The sequence below is a fragment of the Flavobacterium denitrificans DSM 15936 genome, from assembly GCF_000425445.1.
Classification (GTDB): Bacteria; Bacteroidota; Bacteroidia; order Flavobacteriales; family Flavobacteriaceae; genus Flavobacterium; species Flavobacterium denitrificans.
On sequence record NZ_KE384377.1, the window covers coordinates 324,575 to 347,270 of the forward strand.

Here is a 22,696-nt window from a genome sequence, read left to right on the forward strand (position 1 = left end):
TTAGGATTTTTCTCTTTTCTGAAATAGCTGTATCTTAGCAAGAATGAAATGAATTTGAATGCTATGGAAACTACTTTTTTGAAATCGATCTTAGATAACGATTTCTACAAATTTACAATGCAACACGCTGTAATAAAGCTTTTTCCAAAGGCAAAAGTTCGTTACGGATTTATAAATCGAGGAAAACATGTTTTTCCTGATGGTTTTGCGGATTTGCTTCGAAAGTCTGTAGATGCAATGGACAATCTTCGATTGACTAAAGAAGAAAAAAGTTATTTGTCGCATTACTGCCCTTATCTTGATCCGACTTATTTAGATTTTCTGCAAGGTTATAGTTATGATCCGTCTGAGGTTCAAATTAGTCAGGAAGGTTCAGAAATAAAAGTTACAGTTGAGGGATTTTGGTACAGAACTATTTTGTGGGAAGTACCTTTGATGGCTTTAATTTCAGAGCTTTTTTATAAATCCAATCATTTGATTCGTTTGAATGATGAAGCCATTAAAAATCTGACCAAGGAAAAAATAGATAACTACAATAAACTTGGGGTTTCTATTTTAGAGTTTGGAACAAGAAGACGTCATTCCTATGACGTACACGAACTGGTAAATGAAACTTTACGAACTTATGGCGGACAAAGTTTCATTGGAACAAGCAATGTACATTTTGCAATGGTCAATAATAGAAGACCTTTGGGTACACATGCGCACGAATGGTTTATGTTTCATGCGGCGCAATATGGTTTTCAGGTAGCGAATTTTATAAGTCTCGAAAATTGGACAAATGTGTATGGCGGAGATCTCGGAATCGCTTTAACGGATACATATACTACAGAAATATTTTTCAATCAATTTGATAAAAAATATTCCAAACTTTTTGATGGCGTGCGTCATGATAGCGGTGACCCGATTGAATTTGCAAAAAAAGTGATTTCGCATTATACCAAAATGGGAATTGACCCAAAATCAAAAGTCATCGTTTTTTCAGATTCCCTAAATTATGTTAAAGTAAAAACGATAGTTGATTTTTGCCAGGACAAAATAAAAATGTCTTTCGGAATTGGAACAAATTTCACAAACGATGTAGGGCTTCCTGCTATGAATATGGTCATTAAATTAACCGATACAAAACCCGATAATACACATTGGCAAGGTGTTGTGAAACTTTCTGACGAAAAAAATAAAAATACGGGAACGCCCGAAATGATTGCGCTCGCAAAAGAAGTACTCGGAATCAAATAGTATTTTTTTGTTTCATCGCTGTTTTTTTATATTTTTAACGGTCGTATTTTTTAAAATCAATTTAAATTGGTTTGAAAACTGTTATTATTCGTAACAAAAGAAAAAATAGACTTTCATTTTTTACCGATAAATGGTACATTAGCCAAAAATCCTAAATTCATTTATGCTAGAGCAAAATCAATACAACGAAGATAATATTCGTTCACTCGATTGGAAGGAACATATTCGTATGCGTCCTGGAATGTACATCGGGAAATTAGGGGACGGATCATCACCGGATGATGGTATTTATATTCTTTTAAAAGAGGTTTTAGACAACTGTATCGATGAGTTCGTTATGGGTGCCGGTAAAACTATCGAAGTATCTATAAAAGATAAAACAGTTACGGTTCGTGATTACGGACGTGGAATTCCGTTGGGTAAAGTAGTCGATGTAGTTTCGAAGATGAATACCGGAGGAAAGTATGATTCTAAAGCTTTCCAGAAATCGGTTGGTTTGAATGGTGTCGGAACAAAAGCCGTAAATGCGCTTTCTACTTTTTTTCGAGTAGAATCGGTTCGTGATGACAAACAAAAAGGAGCGGAATTTTCGGCTGGAAATTTAGTTTTAGAAGAAGATGTAATCGATACGACTAAACGTAAAGGAACAAAAGTTGTTTTTACGCCAGATGAAACGATTTTCAAAAACTATAAATTCCGTTTAGAATATGTAATCAAAATGGTTAAAAACTATTGTTATTTGAACAATGGTTTGACGATTATTTTCAATGGAGAAAAATATTATTCAGAAAACGGACTTCGTGATTTATTAGAAGAAACCATCAATGAAGAAGATTTAGAATATCCAATTATTCATTTAAAAGACCATGATATTGAAGTTGCGTTAACGCACAGTAAAACGCAATATAGTGAAGAATATCACTCTTTCGTAAACGGTCAAAACACAACTCAGGGAGGAACGCACTTAGCTGCGTATCGTGAAGCGGTTGTAAAAACGATTCGTGAATTTTACAATAAGAATTTCGAAGCATCAGATGTTCGTAAATCGATTGTAAGTGCAATTAGTATTAAAGTAATGGAACCGGTTTTTGAGTCTCAGACCAAAACCAAATTAGGTTCTACTGATATGGGTTCTGATGATGGAACGCCTGCAGTTTCTGTTCGTACTTTCGTTAATGATTTCATCAAAACGAAGCTGGACAATTATCTGCATAAAAACCCAACAACTGCTGAGGCTTTATTGCGTAAAATTCTTCAGGCAGAACGTGAAAGAAAAGAATTATCAGGAATTAGAAAACTGGCGACAGATCGTGCTAAAAAAGCAAATCTTCACAATAAAAAATTAAGAGATTGCCGAGCGCATCTTCCAGATACTAAAAATCCTAGAAACTTAGAAAGTACACTTTTTATTACCGAGGGAGATTCGGCTTCTGGATCGATTACAAAGTCGCGTGACGTGAATACCCAAGCGGTTTTCAGTTTACGTGGTAAACCTTTGAATTCATACGGAATGTCTAAAAAAATTGTGTATGAAAACGAAGAATTTAACTTACTTCAAGCTGCACTTGACATCGAAGACGGATTAGAAAAATTACGTTACAACAACATCGTAATCGCAACCGATGCCGATGTCGATGGAATGCACATTCGTTTGCTTTTAATTACGTTCTTTTTACAGTTTTTCCCAGAATTAATTAAAGAAGGACATTTGTATATTTTACAAACACCACTTTTCAGGGTTCGAAACAAAAAAGAAACGATCTATTGTTATTCTGAAGATGAAAGAAAAGACGCCATCGAAAAACTAAAACCAAAACCAGAAATCACGCGATTTAAAGGTTTGGGAGAGATTTCGCCAGATGAGTTTAAAAACTTTATTGGAGATACGATTCGTCTTGATCCGGTTATGATGGATAAACATACTTCAATCGAACAATTGTTGTCTTTCTACATGGGGAAAAATACTCCGGATAGACAAGAGTTTATTATCAAGAATTTAAAGGTGGAGATTGATGAATTAGAAGAAGCATAATAAACGTTAGAATAATAATGCCAGACGATCTTCAAAATAAAATTATTTTTCAACAAGTTGCCGAGTTATTGCAAAATGCGCGACAACAGGTTTTGCGCACCGTAAATTCAACAATGACAATTACCTACTTTGAAATTGGAAGAATTATTGTTGAAGAAGAACAAAACGGAAAAGATAGAGCTGAATATGGCAAACAGCTTTTAAAAGATCTTTCGAAGCAATTAACTAAAGAATTTGGGAGAGGCTTTTCTATTGATAATTTGGAAAATATGAGAAAGCTCTTTTTGACTTTCTCAAAATCCGAGACACTGTCTCGGATTTTGGAAATTCAAAAAAAAACAGTCAGTGCCTGCGGAATTCAAATCTCAAAAAACGCAGTTAGTGTCTGCGGAATTAAAAAAAGTAGATTATCAAACTTTGTCTTCCTTTTTTAAATTGACTTTTAGCCATTATATTTTTTTAATGCGAATTGAAGATGAAAAAGAAAGACGGTTTTACAAAATTGAATCTGAAAAACACAATTGGAGTGTTAGAGAATTGAAACGTTAGTATGATACGGCACTTTATACAAGATTAGCTTTAAGTAGAGATAAAGAAGGAATTTTAAAACTTTCTGAACAAGGCCAGATTATTGAGAAACCAAAAGATATTATCAAAGATCCTTACATATTAGAATTTTTAGGATTGCCAGAATTGCATCAATATTCAGAATCTCAATTAGAAGAAGAAATCATTAATAAACTGGAGCAATTTTTATTAGAATTGGGTCATGGTTTTACCTTTGTTGCAAGACAAGAAAGAATTACTTTTGATGATAAACATTTTAGAATTGATTTAGTTTTTTACAATAGAATATTAAGATGTTTTGTACTTATTGATTTGAAAATAGGAGAATTAAAACATCAGGATTTAGGTCAGATGCAAATGTATGTGAATTATTATGATAGAGAAATGCGATTGGAAGATGAAAACAAGACAATTGGAATTGTACTTTGCCAAAATAAAAGTGAATCTGTCGTAAAATATACTTTACCAGAAAACAACGAGCAGATTTTTGCCAGTAAATATAAGACCGTTTTACCAAGCGTTGAAGTTTTAAAAGAACTTCTTGAAAACAAATAAATTTATAATTTCGAATATAAATAAATGAAAGACGAAGAAGACGATAACATAATTCCAAACGACGACGAGAATAATCAAGATGAAAACCTGAAAGATGACAATCAGGATGGAGATGACGATGAGATTATCGATGTAGATGCTAAACATTTTGAGGGACAGCATTTTTACGAAAATGAGGAAGAAGAAGGCGAAGACGTTATTACGAAAGTAACCGGAATGTACAAAGACTGGTTCCTGGATTACGCTTCATATGTAATTCTGGAACGTGCAGTTCCTGCTATCGAGGACGGATTTAAACCGGTTCAGCGTCGTATTATGCACTCTTTAAAGGAGTTGGATGATGGTCGTTATAACAAAGTTGCCAATGTTGTTGGTCACACCATGCAGTATCACCCACACGGAGATGCGAGTATTGGTGATGCAATGGTGCAAATTGGCCAAAAAGATTTATTGATTGATTGTCAAGGAAACTGGGGAAATATTCTAACAGGCGACGGTGCGGCAGCGCCCCGTTATATTGAGGCGCGTTTATCTAAATTTGCTTTGGAGGTTTTGTATTCTCCAAAAATCACTGAATGGGGACTATCATACGACGGTAGAAAAGCCGAACCGATTAATCTTCCGGTAAAATTCCCATTGCTTTTAGCGCAAGGAGCTGAAGGTATTGCGGTTGGACTTTCTACAAAAGTTCTTCCTCATAACTTCAACGAATTAATTGATGCTTCGATTAAAATATTAAAAGGAAAACCGTTTACGTTGTATCCTGATTTTATGACGCAAGGTATCGCCGACGTTTCGAACTACAATGACGGAATGCGTGGCGGACGTGTGCGTGTGCGTGCTAAGATTTCGCAATTAGACAAAAATACATTGGTGATTACTCAGATTCCGTTTTCTACCAATACATCAAGTTTAATTGACAGTATTTTGAAGGCCAATGAAAAAGGTAAAATCAAAATCAAGAAAATTGAAGACAATACTGCAGCCGATGTTGAAATCTTGATTCACCTTTTCCCAGGCGTTTCTCCAGATAAAACAATTGATGCGTTGTTCGCTTTTACAGCTTGCGAAACTTCTGTAGCGCCTTTAGGATGTGTTATTGAAGATAATAAGCCGTTGTTTATTGGGGTTTCTCAAATGCTGAAAATCTCAACACAAAGAACAGTCGATTTACTTCGTCAGGAATTAGAAATTCAATTAGAGGAATTAAAAAATAAGTGGCACTTTTCTACTTTAGAGAAAATCTTCATTCGTGAAGAAATGTATATCGACTTCAAATTATACGGAGACAGAGAATCACTTTACAAATATTTATACGATCGTTTTGAGCCTTTCAAAAAATCTTTTGTCAGAGAAATCAATGATGACGATTTACAGCGTTTGACTCAAATTCCGATGATTCGTATTACACGTTTCGACTCTGATAAAGCCGATGATTTAATCGCTAAGTTAGAAGACGAGATGAAAGAAGTGGAGCACAATCTAGAGCATTTAACAGATTTTGCAATTGCGTACTTTACTAAACTAAAAGAGAAATACGGAAAGGGACGTGAGCGTCAAACAGAACTTCGTGTTTTTGATAACGTTGAGGCTACAAAAGTAGTTTTAAGAAATACAAAACTATATGTAAACCGCGAAGAAGGTTTCGTAGGAACAAGTTTAAAGAAAGATGAATACGTAGGTGACTGTTCCGATATTGATGATGTTATCGTATTTTTAAGAGACGGAACATTAATGATTACAAAAGTCGATGCCAAAACTTTTATAGGAAAAGATATTATTCACGCTGCAGTTTTTGATAAAAACGACAAACGTACCATTTATAATATGATGTACCGTGATGGTAAATCAGGTCCATCCTATATAAAACGTTTTAATGTTACTGGTGTGACACGTGATAAAGCTTACGATTTAACAAACGGTACAAACGGTTCTCAGGTAGTTTATTTTTCACATAATCCAAATGGAGAAGCTGAGGTTGTAACTATTTTGCTTCGTCAGGTTGGAACGATTAAAAAACTGAAATTCGATATTGATTTTGCTAAATTAGCCATTAAAGGTCGTGGTTCTAAAGGAAACTTGGTAACCAAATATCCAATCAAGAAAATCGAATTAAAAGAAAAAGGAATTTCGACTTTGTTGCCAAGAAAAGTTTGGTTTGACGACACAGTAAAACGTTTAAATGTTGATGCGAGAGGAGAATTATTAGGAGAATTTAAGCCAACAGATAAAATCTTAGTAATAAGTCAATCAGGAAAATTGAAAGTCATAATTCCGGAATTATCGACTCATTTCGATGAAGATATGATTGTTTTGGAAAAATGGAAACCGAAAAAACCAATTTCCGCGATTTACTATGATGGTGAAAAAGAGCGTTATTTCTTGAAACGTTTTTTGGTTGAAAACGAAGGAAAAGAAGAAAGCTTCATTACGGATCATCCAAATTCACAATTAGAAATTGTATCGACAGATTATCGTCCTGTTGCACAATTGGTTTTTGCAAAAGTAAAAGGCGTTCAAAAAGACGATTTGCATATTGATGTAGAAGACTTTATAGCTGTAAAAGGTTTCAAAGCTCTTGGAAATCAATTGACAACTGATAAATTAAAACAGGTAAACTTGTTAGATCCGCTTCCTTATGAAGAACCAGTTGAAGAAGTTCCTGTAAAACCGGAATTGCCAGAAGATGATGATTCAGTAGAAACAGAGTTAGATGATGACGGCCAAATAGGTTTGGTTTTAGAATAAATAGAAAACGCTAAGATTAATTTCTTAGCGTTTTTTATGGTTTTAAATTCAATTTTCAAGGGATAACAATACTTCTTTTTTATTCCATTTCACTTCGTTGTTTTCAATAGTTACCAAAATAATATCTCCATCTTTTACTTCTCCAGAAATTATCTTTTTTGCTAAAGGTCTTCTCAAATGCGTTCTAATAATGCTTTTAATGGGTCTTGCGCCATATTTAGCATTGTAACCATTTTCGGCAAGATAAAGTTTAGCTTCCATAGGAATTTCCACTCGAATGTTGATATTTTTCAGCAAATCCATAAACTCTTTTTTGAGATGGATCTCGAAGATCTTCAATGCATTTTCCTTACTGATAGGGGCAAAAGGTACAATCTCAGTCAAACGTCCTAGAAATTCAGGTCTGAAATAATTTCCCATAATCTCCATTAAAGAATTTGAAGTCGGAATTTCGCCGTTATTGAAAGTATTCACAATATGATCTGCACCAATATTTGAAGTAAAAAGTATGATTGCATTAGAGAAATCGCCTTCTTTTCCTAAACGATCATGCAGTTTTCCTTCATCCATAATTTGCAAGAAAACATCAAAAACAGATGGATGCGCTTTTTCAATTTCATCAAATAAAACAATAGAATAAGGCTTTTGCCTAATTTTGTTTACTAGTAGGCCACCTTCTTCATAGCCCACGTAGCCTGGAGGGGCACCATATAGCAACGCGGCCGAGTGTTCTTCTTTAAATTCAGACATGTCAAAACGAATAATGGCGTTTTCATCTTGAAAAAGAAATTCGGCTAACGATTTTGCTAATTCTGTTTTACCTGTTCCTGTTGGTCCTAGGAAAAAAAACGAAGCAATAGGTTGGCCTGCTTTGCTTAGTCCTGATCTAGATTCTAAAATTGATCCCGCGACGGTTGCAATACAATGATCTTGACCAATAACTCTTTGGTTTAAAACTTCTTCAATATTACTTAGCTTCTGTTTTTCCTCTTCATTTAGCTTTCCCGCAGGAATTCCGGTTTTTTGCGCAATAATGAGAGACAAGTCAAATGCTTCAATATGACTTCGTTTGTCTAAAGCCCTTGTTTCAAGCGTAATCAATAGTTTTTCAATATGATTTATAATTGACTCGGAAGTGTTTAAAGACATTTCCGAATCTTCTTCGACAATCATTAAAAAATTAGTTTTTTGTATAAGATCTTCCAAAAACCAATTGCATTCTTTTATTAATTGTTCTTCAGATAAAGCAGTTTCATTTCGTCTTAAAATAGCTAATTTATTCTCAAGTTCCTGTTTGCTTTTTAGAAAAGTTTCTCCAGAAGTTTTTAAAACCGACATTGTATGATCAATCAAGTTTATTGCTGATTCTGGCAGGCTTTTCTCTTTTAAATATCTTCTCGATAATCGAATCGATTCTGAAATAGTTTCATCGTCAATTTGTATTTTATGATGTTCCTGATAAATTTTGACAGACTCACGAATCATTCGGAATAAGGTTTCGTCATTTGATTCTTCCAATTTTACGATTTCGAACATTCCAGCGAGTCCTTGTTCTTTTTCAATTCTTTTTGAAAATTCATCAATCGTTGAAGTAGCAATAATGTTTAATCCTTTTACTAATTCGCTTTTTAGAATATTGGATACGCCGGAGTCACCGCCATTTTTGTCCAATAAAGTGTGAATTTCTTCAATAATAAGAATGGCTTTTGGAAACTGTTGTAATTCCTGAATGCAGTTTTTTAATCGATCTTCAATTTCGCCTTTGTAGGATGCGCCCGCAATTAGGGATGACAAATCCAATTCAAATAACTGCACTTTGTTTAGCGCTTCCGGTACTTGATTGGCAATTACATTTTGAATCAAAGAATCAATTAAAATAGATTTCCCTACACCGCGATCACCAATTAATAAAACATTTGGTTTTGAGAAACGACAAAGAATTTCTTTTATAGCGTTCAGTTCAGCTTCGCGACCAATAGCAGTAATTCTATTTGCCTTTTTTTCAACATTTTTATGAATACAATATTTAGTCAAAAAGCCTTTTTTTGCCTCTTTTTGATTGGTTAAAAGTTGAGGCTCAACTATATTTTCACTTTCCAGTAATTCATTTCTTGAAATAGGAAAACTCTTCATCTGATCAAAATTAAATCCTACTCCTGGAGAACTTAAAGCAATCAGAATGCTGTAAATACTAATTTCATCTTCATTTAATAAATCTCTTACTGAGTCTGCTTCTTTGATGATTTGATCAATAATATCATCGGGTTCAGCACTCAAAACGTGAGAAGCTTTTGGTTCTTCCTCAATTCTTACTTCTGCCCATTCATCCAAAAAATAAACATCTTTTCCCATTTTTTCAAGACGTTTCAAAAGTGATAAATCCCGATTTAAAATAGCTTTTAGTAAATGAGATGATTTATAAGAGTTGCTCGCTTCTGTTGAACAGCAAGCAAAAGAAAGCAGTTTTTCTAAAAATAATGATCCATATTTAATGATTAAACCAACAGCAGAGGATTCGACTGCAAAATCTTTTACAATAAGTTATTGGTCAACTTGTGCGGAACAAGGAAATGATATTAAAGCCGGAACTATTTTAGAATCTAAAGATGATTTGTTTTTTGTTAGTAAAAGAGTGATATTAATGACCAATACGGTTGGAGGCTTGAACAAGCAGAATAATAAAGACCGAATTCTTGCCTACAGAAATGCATTATTAACTCGAGGCCGAATCGTGACTTTTGCAGATATAAAAGCATTCGGATTTAATCATTTTAAAAATTCGATTGAAGATATTAAGATTGAAAAAGGAACTCGAAAAGAAATATCTGTAAAAGCTGGATTTAGTCGCACGGTTGATATTTTTATTAAGTTGAATGCTGAAGAAAAACAACATTTATCTAAATCCGAGTGGGATTATCTCTGCGATAACTTTATGAAAAATTTAAAAAACAGATCTTCAAATGTATTTCCGTATCGTTTGTTTATAGACAATTAGAATTTAGAAAAACCTGACTTTTTAGAGTCAGGTTTTCTATTTAAAAAGAGAATTCAAATTGATTTCTTTTTTTTCTTTCAGCTTTTTCACAATTTTCAAGAAAGCGATTGCAGTTATGTAGGCATCGCCTAAGGCAGTGTGTCGGTCTTTTTTAGAAATATCAAATTTATCTGCAAGATCGTCTAAAGTATAATGATCTTTTCTTTCGAATAAATGAGATTTGATCAAGGTCTTTTTATATAAGTAAGCTGTATCCAAACGTTTGTTTGTGAGTTCTGTCAAACCGTTTCTTTCGAGCGCTTTATTAATCATTGTAACATCAAAAATAGTATGGTGCGCAATAATTATAGAATCGCCCAAAAATGAAATAAACTGCTGTAAAGCTTCTAATTCATTCGGTCGTGGCATTACAAAAGCTTTTAAAATACCATGAATTTGAGCCGTTGATTTATCATAATGGTCTTGCTCTATATAAACTTCAAAACTGTTTTGAACAGAAATGATTCCGTTTTGAAGAACAAGCGCGCCAATGCATAAAATACGATCATTTTCATAATCAAATCCAGTAGTTTCGGTATCTAAAACGACAAATCGAGTATTTTCGATCGTAACACTTTCGTCAAAAAGGTTTTCTTCTTTCTTGAAAAAATTAAATAGACTCATGATTATACCAGATTTGAAACGTTAAAACGAACTGAAATTAATTCCTGAAGTTCTTTTATCGTTTTAAAAGTGCGTTTCAGCTTAATTTTTTCCATTTTAGAAAGAGATTCTAAAGCAATAAACTGACCAGAATCGTGATGTAAAAGTCCTTGTTTGGTTCTAAATTTCAATAAAGCTTTAAACGAATACGAGCATGACAAGTACAATTCGCGATTTTTTGGTTCTAGTTCTGCCAATTTCTCAAATCGTTCGGCTGTATTGCTGATAGATTTGACTGAATGTGACAAAATCAAAACCCGCGCTGCGTCGGTTAAAGGCATTAAGGCTCTTCTTTTAATATCAAAAGTATCTTTGTTGGCACCATCTTGTTCTACTAAAAATTGTCTGAAGAATCCTGTAGGAGATGGACTTTGCAATGCGCCACTGACCAAGTGCATATAAAAAATAGGATTTGCTTTTACATTTTCAAAGATAGAATCTGAAAGCTGGTTCACAATTTCAGAATCCCCATAGGTTTTGCTGTAATCAAAGAAAATAAACGAAAGTAAAACCTCATTTTTTCCAGGATTTGTGATCCAATGATGTACCTGGCTTTTCCATTCATCAAGACTCATGCACCATTTCGGGTTCGAAGCCATCATTTCGGCAGGACAATAATCATAACCAATATCAAAAAGCCCTTTATTGACAAGAGAAGCAAATTTTAAAAAATAAATTTTTGTTTCATCTCTAAAAACTTCATTTACATTTTCATAAACAATAGCATTATCCTGATCAGTATGAAGCATTTGTTCGCCTCTGCCTTGACTTCCAAGTGCGAGCCAGGCAAATTTTACAGGTGGCGGACTGCTCATTTTTTCCAAACAAATTTCGATAACTCGTGTTGTACAAGCTTCATTCAATTCGGTTATGATTTTAGAAATCAAGGTCATAGGAATATTTTGATCCAAATATCCCTGAAGCAATTGCATAATTCGGTTTCGAATTGGTTTTATTTCCTTATTTTTTTTAGCTCTTTTTAGTGCCTTAATCAAAACTGCAGGATTATTTCCAAGCGCAACCATTACATCATGTTTGGATAAAATCCCAACTGCTTTAGTATTACTCGTTCCGTCTTTAGTAAGACATAGATGACTGATATTGCTTTTCATCATCGCCATTTGCGCTTCTGTAACCGTCATTTTTTTGGGATATGTAATAACCGGTTTTGTCATTATAGTTTCGACTGTTGTCGTAATGGGATAATCTCCACTAACAATTTTATTCCGCAAATCTTTATCGGTTAAAATACCAATCGGAAGCATTTCATCCACAATCAAAATAGCACCAACTTTCTTTTTATTCATAATTTTAGCAACCTCTTTTGCAGTTGTTGATGGACTGCAGGTCACAATTTTTTTCGAATATTTTATAGGCGTTAAATCAAAAGAATCGTTGTTTGAATGTCGATTTTCATTCAATAAATCATCATCTCCATACAACTTGTCTTTGTGGATATCTGAATACGGATTTCGAGTGTTCGAAGCATAACTTTCAATCAGGAAATTACCAACATTTCTGTTTTCAAGCGCATAAGGTTTAAAAATTGCAATTGGAATGGCATATAAAATGGTTTCTTCATGTGCCACAGCTTCCATAATATAATTTTCCTGTGCCAAAAGCGGACGCAATCCAAAAATATCGCCTTCATCGCACATATCTAAAACGGTATTTTTTGTGCTTTTTTTAAGTGCAACAGCGCCTTTATGAACTACATAAAACGAATCGTGTGTTTTGTCGTTTTCAGCAAAAACCACAGCATCTTTTTCTTTATAAACTATCGAGATTTGTTCCGATAATTTTTCCAAATCCATTTTATGTAAAAAACTAAAAGGAGGAAAGTCCTTTAAAAAGTCGGCAACTCTTTGCGAAATGGTATTTTTCATGTGGTTAGATTAAAGTTCTAAAATACTATTTAAATTAGAAATGTAAAAGAAACACATTATAATAATTTGCCACAAAGGCACAAAGTCACAAAGAAATAAATCCTTGGCGTCTTTGTGCCTTTGTGGCAGAAAAAAGCTCCAAACTGGAACTTTATAATTAATCTACTTTATGAACAGTACCTCGTTGCTTCTCTTCAGAACCAACCAAACCAAATTCAAAAGTATAAGAATCTTTAGAAGTAGTTAGAATTTTCATGCTGATTGCTTTTTCCTCAGCCATGTTTTTTGGATGTTTTTTCTGCAAAATATATTCACAATCGCTTACCCAGCGAATGGTTGCAGTATCTGTTTTTCCTTCAAAAGTCTCAATTTCAATACTGTCTTTTCGCTCAAAGAAAGTTGTTTTTTTAACACCATTGACTTCAGTTTCAAATTTGAACTTTCCGGTTTTGAAATCTTTGCAATTGTGTTCGGCATTATAGCAAGACACTAAAGCCAGAAAAGGAAATAAGAATATAATTTTTTTCATTTTAAGTAAGTTGTTTTTTAGGATTCCGATAGCTATCGGGACTGCTGTCCGCTGTATCTTTTGTGGTGAACACCACCACAAAAGGATGCCGCTTCCATCAGGGCTAGGACTTTAGTTTTCAAGAGCTCTTTTTAATTAAAGAACAAAAAGAAAATTACAAGAGTTATAAAAGTTAAAAAAAGCAAATTCCGTTTTTTATTTTTAGAACTCTGCTCTTCGGTTAAATTTGTTTTGCAAAATTTAATTAAGATCCACCAACATGTCCCGCCAAAATTTGCATAATATTCTATCATTTCATTCTCTTTAATTCATCATCGGTAAAGTTCTTGATTTCTTTTTCTTTGGCAAACTTTTCGGCGTTATAATTTCCTGATTTATTTTTCGGAATTGATAGACTATTCCATTCGCTGTTTTTCAATTGTTTAGCATAAAAAACAATTTGTCCAACATGATAAGGATAATGCGCTAATTGACGATTTATGGCTTCTATTACCGTATGACCTTCATTTCTGATATAAATAATGTCCGAAAGCTGTTCAGTACGTAAGCTTTCAAGAGCATTTTCAAGACAATTCCAGCCTTTGTTCCAAACTTCCAGAACTTCTTCTTTAGATTGTAAATCGTTTTCAAATTCTGCATCGCGGTTTCGCCATTCTTTTTCACCATCAGAAATCAAAAAATCAGTCCAACGTGAAAGCATATTGCCTGAAATATGTTTTATAATAGTTGCTATGCTATTGGTGTCTTCGTTAATTGCAACAAAAAGCTGTTCTGGTTCTAACTGTTCTATTGCTTTTTCGCCCAGCATTTTATAATACAAAAACTGCTTTTTAGCACTTTCTAAATAAGAAGTATCGACGCTCATAATTAAACGATTTTGATGTCATATTTATCTAAAAGTCCAGCAATTCCCTCATTCGAAAATTGCGCTTTTTTCATCGGATTAAATTCAGGATCAATTTTATAATTATAAGCAGTTTTGAAATTGACTCCTGCTAATTGTGTTTCGTTGAAAATAGCTCCGTCAAGGTCACAATTGTCAAATAAAGAACTCGTTAAATTGGTTCCAATAAATGTTACTTCGCGTACAGAACAATTAATGAATTTGGTTTTTGGCATTTTTTTATTCGAAAACAAAGCATAATCCAAAACACTTTCTTCAAAATGAACTTGAAATAAAAAATCATCACATTCGTTAAAAGCAATTCCTAAAAGTTTGCAGTTCCTGAAAGTGACATTTTTTAAGCTAGTTCCCGCCAAACTTGTCATTGAGAGATTGCAGTCGATAAACTCGCAATCTAAAAAAGTATTGTAGGCAAAATTACTGTTTGAAAAATCACAGTTTTTAAAAACACAATCTTCAAACTCTCGATTGTTTATTTTTTTATCGATGTAAACAACTTTTTCGAATGTTTTCTGAATGTGAATTAGACTTTCCATGAATGTATTTTAAGTAATATTTTAAATTTTAAACCCGACTGGTTTTGAAAAACTGTCGGGTTTATGATTTTATTTGTTAGTCGTTAAATATACCTCGCATTATGATTTTCAATCCTAAAAAGATTAAAACCATCGAGCTAATGCAAGCAACAATCCCAATTCCTAAAACCAGATAATGCCAATTGTTGCCTTGATTTTGAAAAGCATTGTAAATTAAAGATGGTCCCATAAACATAAGAGGCAATGCGCCTGTCAAATATTTGATGCCTTTTCCTAGTAATTGTTTATTTGTTGCCATGGCTTTTGTTTGAAGTTTAAGGTTTCAAGTTTTGCGTCTCAAATAAGAGGAAACTTTTACCTTTTATAATTGTCAACAGCGTTTCTTACACTGCCGTATTTTTTTAATAATTCTGAAGCTTCGTCATATGAAACGGGAATTTCATCCATAATCATTTTTACACCACGATCCACTAGTTTAACGTTGCTCAACTGCATATCGACCATTTTGTTGCCGCGTACTTTTCCAAGCTGAATCATAGCCGCTGTCGAAATCATGTTTAAAACCAATTTCTGAGCAGTTCCAGCTTTCATTCTAGAACTTCCAGTTATAAATTCTGGACCGACAACTACTTCAATAGGGAATTGTGCAGTCAATGCTAATGGACTTCCTGCATTACAAGTAATACAACCTGTAATAATATTGTTTTGATTACAAGTTTCTAAACCACCTATAACATAAGGAGTTGTGCCCGAAGCTGCAATTCCGATTACCACATCATTTGAATCAATTTTATGGTTTTGAAGATCAATCCAGGCTTGTGTAGGATTATCTTCAGCGTTTTCTACTGCACGTCTTATGGCCGTGTCACCACCTGCAATTATACCATTTACTAAATCAAAAGGAACGCCAAATGTTGGAGGACATTCTGAAGCATCAACAACACCAAGTCGTCCTGAAGTTCCAGCTCCAATATAAAACAATCTGCCGCCTAATTTTAGTTTTTCAACTATATGCGGAATTAAAGCTTCAATTTGTGGCAAAGCTTTTTCTACTGCGTAAGGGACAGTTTTATCTTCTTGATTAATATTGGATAACAATTCATGAACAGACATTTTCTCTAAATGTTCATATTTTGAGGCTTGTTCAGTAGTTTTTGTAAATGTCATTTTATCGTTATTTAGACTGGTCAAAATTAATATTTTTTTCTCTGAATCTCGAAATTTAGATTACAAACTCACAAAGATTTAAAGTTTTGTGTGAGATGTTGCGAAAGCATTCTTACATCTTTATTAAAAGAACTAAAATATTATATTTGTTAAATAATCAAAAAACAAATGGATAAATTAGGCTTTTTAGACGACGTTGCACGCATTGCGGTCTTCGTTTCGTTATTACTGGCACTTTTTTTACTAACGGTAAAAACGGAAAATAAATTAGCTAATCGATTATTTGCTTGTTTTATTATTTTTTCGGCAATTGATTTCAGTGGACTTTTAAAGTATTCATTTCCTTTGGAATATGTGAATTTAGAGTTTTTTAGAAGTACAATATGTTTGCTGGAAATGCCTTTGATATTGCTGTATGCTTTGGCAGTTTGTTATTCTGATTTTAGATTAAAATGGAAACATTTATTGTATACAATTCCATTTCTAATTATGAATTTGGTTCTGGCACCAAGAATTTATTTACAATCAGGTGCCGAAAAACAATTTGTCTTGGAGAATTACAATTCGATGTTTGAAATTTATTTTTTTCAGATTTTGATTGAATTTCAATATTGGTTTTATATTATCAGCATCTTTTTGATTTTAAGAAAATATAAAAAAATTTATCTCGAAAATTACACAAATCCAAGCACTTCTACCTATAAATGGCTTTTTCAGATGAATTGCGTTTTTTTAGCAATGCATTTTATTACTGCTTCAAAAAATTTATTGCGCTACACTGCTTCTCGAGATGTTTTTCTTTGGGGAAATATTTTGATGGTCGTTATGGCTTTGTGCGTAATATGCTGGTTTGTTATGAAAGCATTAAATCATCCAGAACTTTTTAGAGGAATCAACTCTAATTTGCAATTAACTGAGGAGTTTCTTTCCAAAGAAAATGAAGATATAACTGAAAAAACAATAGAAGTCGAGGATAAAGCTATTGCTTCTCAAATTTTAGCATTAAAAAATTATATGAAAGAGAAGGAGCCTTTTCTTGATCCGTCACTTACAATTCAGGAACTGTCCAGTCAAATTGATATTCCGGTTCGGGATTTATCAGTTTTGATTAATCACCATATGAACCTGCATTTCTTTGATTTTGTAAATGAATATCGAATTGAAAAAGCAATGGATATTTTGAAAAATCCATCAAAAAGAGAATTAACGGTTTTAGAAATCCTATATGAAGTTGGTTTTAACTCAAAATCTTCTTTTAATACTTCATTTAAAAAATATACCAATCTTACGCCTACAGCTTATCGAAATAGCATTTTAAGTTAATTTGACTTCAACTAAATTTTTAACTTGATTCAGTTTCTGATGAAATTATCTTATCAGAACTAAAATATTATATTTGTTAAATAATCAAAAAAGGAATGAATAGAATAAGTTTTTTAACTGGTATGGCCGGAATATCAGTTTTTGTTTCCTTGTTGCTGGCCTTCTTTTTACTCACTGTGCAAACAAAAAATAAATTAGCAAATAGACTATTTGCTTGTTATTTGATATTTTTTGCCATTGACAATAGCGGTATTTTTATTAACGACAACTTCATTATAAATCATTTTAATTTAGAGTTTTTTAGATGGACTATTTGTGTCTTGATACTGCCGGCTTTTTATCTCTATGTAATGTCGGTTTGTTTTGCAGATTTTAGGTTAAGACCAAAGCATTTATTGCATTTAATTCCGTTTATTATTACAAATATTGTTTTCTTGTTCCGACTTTATCTTTTAAGTGATGCAGAAAAAAAACTGTTTTATGTGCATCGAGATCAATCGCCGGAAATGTTTTATATGTTTCTTGTTTTAGGTTTGCAAACTGTGATATACAGCATCGGCGTATTTTTAGTTTTGAAAAGATATAGAGAAATATTCCAAGAAAATTATACGAATCCCAGAACTTCTATTTTTAAGTGGGTATTTCAAATCGCTGTGGTGCTTTTTGTTATATATTACCTATCGATAATTAAAAATATGGTGCGATATGCTGCTCTTGATTTCTTGTGGATTTGGTCGAATACAATCTTGCAGTTGTTGGTTTTGATAGTGACGTGTTGGTTTGTTTTAAAAGCACTCAATTACCCGGAACTTTTTAGAGGAATCGATTCTAAATTGTTATTAGCAAAAGATATTCTTCCTAAAGATAATACTGAAATAAAGGATAATCAAAACGAAATAATTACAAATCAGATTTCGGCATTGAAACTTTATATGACAGAAAAAGAACCTTTTCTTGATCCGTCGCTCACGATTCAGGAACTTTCCAATCAAATTGACATTCCAGTTCGTGATTTATCAGTGTTGATTAATCATCATATGAATCAGCATTTTTTTGATTTTGTGAATGAATATCGTATTCAAAAAGCGATGGAAATTCTAAAAAACCCTTCCAAAAAAGATTTAACCGTTTTGGAAATCTTGTACGAAGTCGGATTTAATTCGAAATCGTCTTTTAATACATCGTTTAAAAAATATACAAATTTAACACCAACAGCTTATAGAAACGCTTCATAATTAAGGTTTTGTAAAAAGTCGTACTTCATGCTGAATAAAGTCGAACCAATTTTCTAAATAGAAATTGGTTCGACTTTTTTTTGTCGGTCGCATACGCAGATTTTCTAAGGCAACTTTGCTTCAAATTAATCGAACAAGTTAAAATTAGAAACCATGAAAAAATTACATCTCCTTATCTTTTTAGTATTGCCTTTATTTTGTCTAGCACAATCAACATTAAAATTAAAAGGAAAAATTGCAAGCGAAACAAAATCTTTGGAATGGGCAGAAGTGTCTATTTCAACTTTAGAAGGAAAAATTATCGACGGAACTATGGCGAAAGAAGATGGTTCTTTTGAAATCAATCTTAAAACGGGTTCTTATAAAATCAAGATTAGCCTTTTGGGTTTTACAGATTATGAGAAAGAAATCGCATTAGAAAAAGATACCGATTTAGGAACTATTGTCCTAAAAGAAAATGAAACAAAATTAGTTGAAGTGGTGGTGCAATCAAAAAAGAAAACAATCGAGCAAAAAACAGATCGATTGGTCTATAATCTAGAAAATAATGTAAATAATGTTGGAGGAGATGCTTTGAGCGCTATAAATACAGCTCCTGGCGTTGTAGTGCAAAATAATACAATCAATATTTTAGGAAAAGGAACTTCGAGAGTGATGATTGATGGAAGAATTATTGAATTAACAGGCGAAGAATTGAATAATTTTTTGAAATCAATTTCGGCAAGTGATATCAAGAATATCGAAATTATCAGCAATCCGCCGGCAAAATATGAGGCCGAAGGAACTGGCGGATTGATTAATATTATTATGAAAAAAGGCGCTCGTGATTCGTGGAAAAACACAATTACGGCTTCTTATGACCAAAATAAATATGGAATTTACACTTTGAGGGATAATTTCTTTTACAACAAAAATAAATTCCGTTTCTCAGCAAGTGTTAATGGAAAAACAGGTTATAAAAATGTAGATGAAGTTTCAGATGTTTATTTTGAAGATGGACTTTCAAATCTGAATGCAAGAACAAAAATTAAAAATGAAAGTTTATCAGGAAAATTGGCTTTAGATTATGATTTTTCAGAAAAAACGACCATTGGTTTCCAAATTTTAAATGATAGAACGAATCCAGATTTTCAAACAGATATTATTGTTAATAAATACAACACGCAAAATGAATTGCAGTATTACATCATTAACAACAGTTTCGCAGACAGAGGGTCTAAAAATCAAACCTATAATGCGCATTTGATAACAAAACTAGATCCTAAAAACCGAAAATTATCATTTGATGTCGATTACTTTAATTATAATTCAAAATTTGACCGTGAGTTTATCGCAAATAATTATTTAGCTGATGGAACTTTTGTAGATGTCAATCAGTCTGGAAGAAATATTTCGAATCAAGATATTGATAATTTGAGTTTTAAGGCAGATATGGAGCATCCTCTGGAAACCTTGAATTTGTCATATGGCGCAAAGGCAAGTTTTACAAATAGCACTAGCGATGTACTTTATTATGATACAATTACGGGAACTCCAATATTAGATCCAAGTCAATCAAACCGATTTAAATACACTGAAAACAATCAAGCTATTTATATTAATGGAGATAAAAAAATAAATGAAAAATGGAATTTGCAATTGGGATTACGACTTGAGAATACACAAACAAACGGATTTTCTGAAACGCTGAATCAAGAAACTATAAACAATTATTTAAAGCTTTTTCCGACTGTTTTTGCTTCATACAAAAAGAATGAGAACAATAGCTTCAGTTTGAATTATGGAAAGAGAATTAACAGACCTCGTTTTGATTTACTGAATCCTTTCCGAATTTATATCAGCAGTAATAGTTATTCAGAAGGAAACCCATTTTTAAAACCTTCTTTTAGTGATAATTTTGAGTTTGCACATTCTTATAAAGAAATTTTAAGAACAAGTGTTTTCGTAAACGTGATTACAGATGGTTACGGCATTTTGTTTACTTCAAATCCCGAAACAAGTACACAGATCATAACACGTGATAATTATTTTAAAAGCTTGAATTATGGTATTGGAGAAAACTATTCGGCAAGTTTTGCTAAATGGTGGCAAAGTGAAAATTCAGTATATTTTTTAGGTGCAAAAACAGAGTTTATTAAAGATATCAATGCAACGCCAGCAAATAGTTTGCAAATTGATTTTTCGACAAACAATACTTTTGTTTTAGGGAAAACAACAAAATTGCAAATTGATTTTTCATATACCACACCTTATAAAAGCGGTTTGTATGAAATAGGATATGCTTCAAGTTTTGATATCGGACTTAAGCAAGACTTGTTTAATAAAACAATGCAAATTGCGTTTTTGGCAAATGATATTTTTAATACTTCTTATTTAAAAAATTTTACTTCGGTTGTAAATGGCGTAAAACAGGTTTATAGCAATAACGAAAGCAATAGATTTGTTCGTTTGTCTGTAGTTTACAATTTTGGAAATAAAAAAATTAATGTAAAGGAGCGCAATTTTGGAAATCAGGAGGAAGGAAAGAGAGCTAATTAAATGAGCTAATTAAATGAGATAATGTGTCAATTAGATGATTAGATAATGTGTAAATGATTCAATTAGAAAATTATCTAATTGGCTTATTTTCTAATTGACTCATTATAAAAAGTATGCCAGTAAAATTCCAAGAACAATCATCGAAACTTTGGCAACATTGAATTTATGTCCCTCACTGCTTTCAAAGATAATTGTGGATGAAATATGAAATAAAATTCCGATCACAATTGCCGTTATTTCAGTGTAATATTTGTTTAATATTGGTAAAAACTCAGAAGCAATTGTTCCAAGAGGCGTCATGATTGCAAATGTCAGCATGAAGGCAAAAATGGCTTTTTTGTTTAAATCGGCATTGATAAAAAATGTGGTCAAAATTACCGCAATTGGCAAATGATGAATTGCAATTCCGATTGCTAAACCATCATGATGACTCACTGGGAAACCTTCTAAAAAGGCATGAATGCACAAACTGATAAATAATAGCCACGGAATTTGCGACATTTTTGCGTGGCCGTGTACGTGTCCGTGCTCGGCACCTTTGGAGAAAAATTCCAATACAATTTGGAATAAAATTCCGATCATTATAAAGATGCCAATATTATGATCATGAGATTCGTAAACTTCAGGAAGAAGATGCATTACGGTCAATGACAATAAAAAAGAACCACTGAACGCAAGTAATAATTTTAAATTGGTTTTGTTTTTTGGTTTTATAAACAAAGCCACGCTATATCCTAAAAGTACAGAAAATAAGGGTAGTAGATAGTTCATCTTTTTGTTTAATCGTTTTTTTGTTTAATTGTTTAATCGGTTTTGGTCAACGTGCTTAAACGATTAAACAAATTGACGATTTAACGATTAAACCTATTTAAAAATCATGATTAATCTTTCGCTTTCAGTTTTATGGAATTTTTTGAGTTTGTAGTCTCCAAAAATATCTAAAAGATAAATTCCAGCTTCTTCCATTAAATCCTGAAAGTCTTTCAAAGTTAGTGCTTTTACTTTTTCTGTAAAATGATATTTTCTGCCTTGGTCTTCAAAATCAATTTCTTTGAAAATATGACCGTCTTCAACATATCTTTTAATATGAAAATCAATTCCGTCAACCGTTTTGACTTCTTGAGGAACAAGAGTTTCTATCACTTGATTGACGTTCATAAAATCGATTACCGCGAAACCATATTCAGATAAACTTTCTTTGATGGCTTTTAAAGTTGTAAGGTTGTCATCGTCGTTTTCAAAATAGCCAAAACTGGTAAAAAGATTAAAAATGGCATCAAATTTTTCTTCAAACGGCTCACGCATATCATGAACTTTGAAATGAAGTGTTTCGTTGCTGTTTTTATTGGCTTCGGCAATACTGTTTTCTGATAAATCGGCGCCTAAAACATTAAAACCTAACTGGTTTAAATAAATAGAATGTCTACCTTTTCCGCAGGCCAAATCCAATACTTTTGCTTTTTCTGGCAAATTCAGATAATGCGTCAAGTTGTCCATAAAAATCTGAGCTTCTCTATAGTTTCTATCTTTATACAGGATATGATAATAGGCAGTATCAAACCATGATGTAAACCAGTTTTCGGTATTACGATCCTGATTAGGTGTTGATGAGTTCGGTGCTTCAGACATTTATTCTATTTCAATTAATTCAAAGTCCGGCAAATTTAGTGTATTTTTGCCGAAAAATAACTATTTCGCTATCATAGGTAATGGTGATTGGTTTTTTTTAATTGAAAAAAA

Annotated in this window: 19 protein-coding genes and 1 pseudogene; 10 read left to right on the forward strand and 10 right to left on the reverse strand. The window is 32.7% G+C overall.

The window, feature by feature from the left end; all coding sequences use genetic code 11:
* The first annotated feature begins 63 nt into the window (after positions 1-63).
* From pncB to H600_RS0113260, 6 genes are all read left to right on the forward strand, one after another.
* Positions 64-1,239 carry a nicotinate phosphoribosyltransferase gene (pncB, locus tag H600_RS0113245; protein ID WP_026729234.1) on the forward strand — a complete coding sequence of 392 codons (1,176 nt, stop codon included), beginning with the start codon at positions 64-66 and terminating at the stop codon, positions 1,237-1,239.
* A 163-nt stretch (positions 1,240-1,402) separates the two neighbouring features.
* Complete coding sequence (locus tag H600_RS0113250; RefSeq protein ID WP_026729235.1) at positions 1,403-3,271, forward strand: DNA topoisomerase IV subunit B; 1,869 nt, start codon at positions 1,403-1,405, stop codon at positions 3,269-3,271.
* Between the two features lie 17 nt (positions 3,272-3,288).
* Entirely contained in the window at positions 3,289-3,705 is a 417-nt protein-coding gene (locus H600_RS23225; RefSeq protein WP_035108648.1) for a DUF1016 N-terminal domain-containing protein, read from the forward strand.
* A gap of 28 nt (positions 3,706-3,733) precedes the next feature.
* Positions 3,734-3,820 (forward strand): hypothetical protein, encoded by an 87-nt coding sequence (locus H600_RS23260; RefSeq protein WP_342446978.1) that lies wholly within the window; start codon positions 3,734-3,736, stop codon positions 3,818-3,820.
* 135 nt (positions 3,821-3,955) lie between these two features.
* Positions 3,956-4,393: a PDDEXK nuclease domain-containing protein gene (locus H600_RS23180; RefSeq protein WP_245176567.1), complete on the forward strand. Its 438-nt coding sequence runs from the start codon at positions 3,956-3,958 to the stop codon at positions 4,391-4,393.
* 24 nt (positions 4,394-4,417) lie between these two features.
* Complete coding sequence (locus H600_RS0113260; protein WP_026729236.1) at positions 4,418-7,141, forward strand: DNA gyrase/topoisomerase IV subunit A; 2,724 nt, start codon at positions 4,418-4,420, stop codon at positions 7,139-7,141.
* 48 nt (positions 7,142-7,189) lie between these two features.
* Here H600_RS0113260 and H600_RS22095 read toward each other — a convergent pair.
* Positions 7,190-9,562 (reverse strand): annotated as a pseudogene (locus H600_RS22095) (AAA family ATPase); the annotation flags it as partial.
* Between the two features lie 4 nt (positions 9,563-9,566).
* On the opposite strand from H600_RS22095, the gene H600_RS0113270 reads away from it, so the two are divergent.
* Positions 9,567-10,136: a hypothetical protein gene (locus tag H600_RS0113270; RefSeq protein ID WP_026729237.1), complete on the forward strand. Its 570-nt coding sequence runs from the start codon at positions 9,567-9,569 to the stop codon at positions 10,134-10,136.
* Positions 10,137-10,172: 36 nt separating this feature from the next.
* On the opposite strand, the gene H600_RS0113275 is transcribed toward H600_RS0113270, so the two are convergent.
* The 7 genes from H600_RS0113275 to murQ all read right to left on the reverse strand — a co-directional run bounded on the left by H600_RS0113275 (position 10,173) and on the right by murQ (position 15,860).
* Positions 10,173-10,799, reverse strand: coding sequence for a 3'-5' exonuclease (locus H600_RS0113275; RefSeq protein WP_026729238.1), 627 nt, complete (start codon positions 10,797-10,799; stop codon positions 10,173-10,175).
* A gap of 2 nt (positions 10,800-10,801) precedes the next feature.
* Positions 10,802-12,724: a DUF294 nucleotidyltransferase-like domain-containing protein gene (locus tag H600_RS0113280; protein WP_026729239.1), complete on the reverse strand. Its 1,923-nt coding sequence runs from the start codon at positions 12,722-12,724 to the stop codon at positions 10,802-10,804.
* 157 nt (positions 12,725-12,881) lie between these two features.
* The gene (locus tag H600_RS0113285) at positions 12,882-13,253 is read right to left on the reverse strand and encodes a hypothetical protein (RefSeq protein ID WP_026729240.1); all 372 of its coding nucleotides are present in this window, start codon (positions 13,251-13,253) and stop codon (positions 12,882-12,884) included.
* A gap of 289 nt (positions 13,254-13,542) precedes the next feature.
* A complete protein-coding gene (locus tag H600_RS0113295) occupies positions 13,543-14,118 on the reverse strand; it encodes a DUF1572 family protein (RefSeq protein WP_026729241.1) in 576 nt (191 codons plus the stop codon).
* Positions 14,119-14,120: 2 nt separating this feature from the next.
* Positions 14,121-14,693 carry a pentapeptide repeat-containing protein gene (locus H600_RS0113300; RefSeq protein ID WP_026729242.1) on the reverse strand — a complete coding sequence of 191 codons (573 nt, stop codon included), beginning with the start codon at positions 14,691-14,693 and terminating at the stop codon, positions 14,121-14,123.
* Between the two features lie 76 nt (positions 14,694-14,769).
* Complete coding sequence (locus tag H600_RS0113305) at positions 14,770-14,991, reverse strand: DUF6095 family protein (protein ID WP_026729243.1); 222 nt, start codon at positions 14,989-14,991, stop codon at positions 14,770-14,772.
* 56 nt (positions 14,992-15,047) lie between these two features.
* Positions 15,048-15,860, reverse strand: a complete 813-nt coding sequence (murQ, locus tag H600_RS0113310; protein WP_026729244.1) for an N-acetylmuramic acid 6-phosphate etherase — start codon at positions 15,858-15,860, stop codon at positions 15,048-15,050.
* Positions 15,861-16,028: 168 nt separating this feature from the next.
* On the opposite strand from murQ, the gene H600_RS0113315 reads away from it, so the two are divergent.
* The 3 genes from H600_RS0113315 to H600_RS0113325 all read left to right on the forward strand — a co-directional run bounded on the left by H600_RS0113315 (position 16,029) and on the right by H600_RS0113325 (position 20,956).
* On the forward strand, positions 16,029-17,183 hold the full coding sequence (locus H600_RS0113315; protein ID WP_026729245.1) for a helix-turn-helix domain-containing protein: 1,155 nt from the start codon (positions 16,029-16,031) through the stop codon (positions 17,181-17,183).
* A gap of 95 nt (positions 17,184-17,278) precedes the next feature.
* Positions 17,279-18,418 (forward strand): helix-turn-helix domain-containing protein, encoded by a 1,140-nt coding sequence (locus H600_RS0113320; RefSeq protein ID WP_026729246.1) that lies wholly within the window; start codon positions 17,279-17,281, stop codon positions 18,416-18,418.
* Between the two features lie 153 nt (positions 18,419-18,571).
* Complete coding sequence (locus H600_RS0113325; RefSeq protein WP_026729247.1) at positions 18,572-20,956, forward strand: TonB-dependent receptor; 2,385 nt, start codon at positions 18,572-18,574, stop codon at positions 20,954-20,956.
* A 102-nt stretch (positions 20,957-21,058) separates the two neighbouring features.
* Here H600_RS0113325 and H600_RS0113330 read toward each other — a convergent pair whose 3' ends face one another.
* Together H600_RS0113330 and H600_RS0113335 are read right to left on the reverse strand one after the other, a co-directional pair.
* Positions 21,059-21,727, reverse strand: coding sequence for a ZIP family metal transporter (locus tag H600_RS0113330; RefSeq protein ID WP_026729248.1), 669 nt, complete (start codon positions 21,725-21,727; stop codon positions 21,059-21,061).
* A gap of 93 nt (positions 21,728-21,820) precedes the next feature.
* A complete protein-coding gene (locus H600_RS0113335) occupies positions 21,821-22,585 on the reverse strand; it encodes a class I SAM-dependent methyltransferase (protein ID WP_026729249.1) in 765 nt (254 codons plus the stop codon).
* Positions 22,586-22,696: the final 111 nt, after the last annotated feature.

Bases quoted from the DNA above. Each gene is read 5' to 3' on its own strand.
- H600_RS23225 (WP_035108648.1), top strand. From the start codon at position 3,289: ATGCCAGACGATCTTCAAAATAAAATTATTTTTCAACAAGTTGCCGAG.
- H600_RS0113295 (WP_026729241.1), bottom strand. From the start codon at position 14,118: ATGAGCGTCGATACTTCTTATTTAGAAAGTGCTAAAAAGCAGTTTTTG.
- H600_RS0113280 (WP_026729239.1), bottom strand. From the start codon at position 12,724: ATGAAAAATACCATTTCGCAAAGAGTTGCCGACTTTTTAAAGGACTTT.
- H600_RS0113305 (WP_026729243.1), bottom strand. From the start codon at position 14,991: ATGGCAACAAATAAACAATTACTAGGAAAAGGCATCAAATATTTGACA.
- H600_RS0113275 (WP_026729238.1), bottom strand. From the start codon at position 10,799: ATGAGTCTATTTAATTTTTTCAAGAAAGAAGAAAACCTTTTTGACGAA.
- H600_RS0113325 (WP_026729247.1), top strand. From the start codon at position 18,572: ATGAAAAAATTACATCTCCTTATCTTTTTAGTATTGCCTTTATTTTGT.
- H600_RS23260 (WP_342446978.1), top strand. From the start codon at position 3,734: ATGCGAATTGAAGATGAAAAAGAAAGACGGTTTTACAAAATTGAATCT.
- H600_RS0113335 (WP_026729249.1), bottom strand. From the start codon at position 22,585: ATGTCTGAAGCACCGAACTCATCAACACCTAATCAGGATCGTAATACC.
- H600_RS0113285 (WP_026729240.1), bottom strand. From the start codon at position 13,253: ATGAAAAAAATTATATTCTTATTTCCTTTTCTGGCTTTAGTGTCTTGC.
- H600_RS0113315 (WP_026729245.1), top strand. From the start codon at position 16,029: ATGGATAAATTAGGCTTTTTAGACGACGTTGCACGCATTGCGGTCTTC.
- H600_RS0113260 (WP_026729236.1), top strand. From the start codon at position 4,418: ATGAAAGACGAAGAAGACGATAACATAATTCCAAACGACGACGAGAAT.
- H600_RS0113250 (WP_026729235.1), top strand. From the start codon at position 1,403: ATGCTAGAGCAAAATCAATACAACGAAGATAATATTCGTTCACTCGAT.
- H600_RS0113320 (WP_026729246.1), top strand. From the start codon at position 17,279: ATGAATAGAATAAGTTTTTTAACTGGTATGGCCGGAATATCAGTTTTT.
- pncB (WP_026729234.1), top strand. From the start codon at position 64: ATGGAAACTACTTTTTTGAAATCGATCTTAGATAACGATTTCTACAAA.
- H600_RS0113300 (WP_026729242.1), bottom strand. From the start codon at position 14,693: ATGGAAAGTCTAATTCACATTCAGAAAACATTCGAAAAAGTTGTTTAC.
- H600_RS0113330 (WP_026729248.1), bottom strand. From the start codon at position 21,727: ATGAACTATCTACTACCCTTATTTTCTGTACTTTTAGGATATAGCGTG.
- murQ (WP_026729244.1), bottom strand. From the start codon at position 15,860: ATGACATTTACAAAAACTACTGAACAAGCCTCAAAATATGAACATTTA.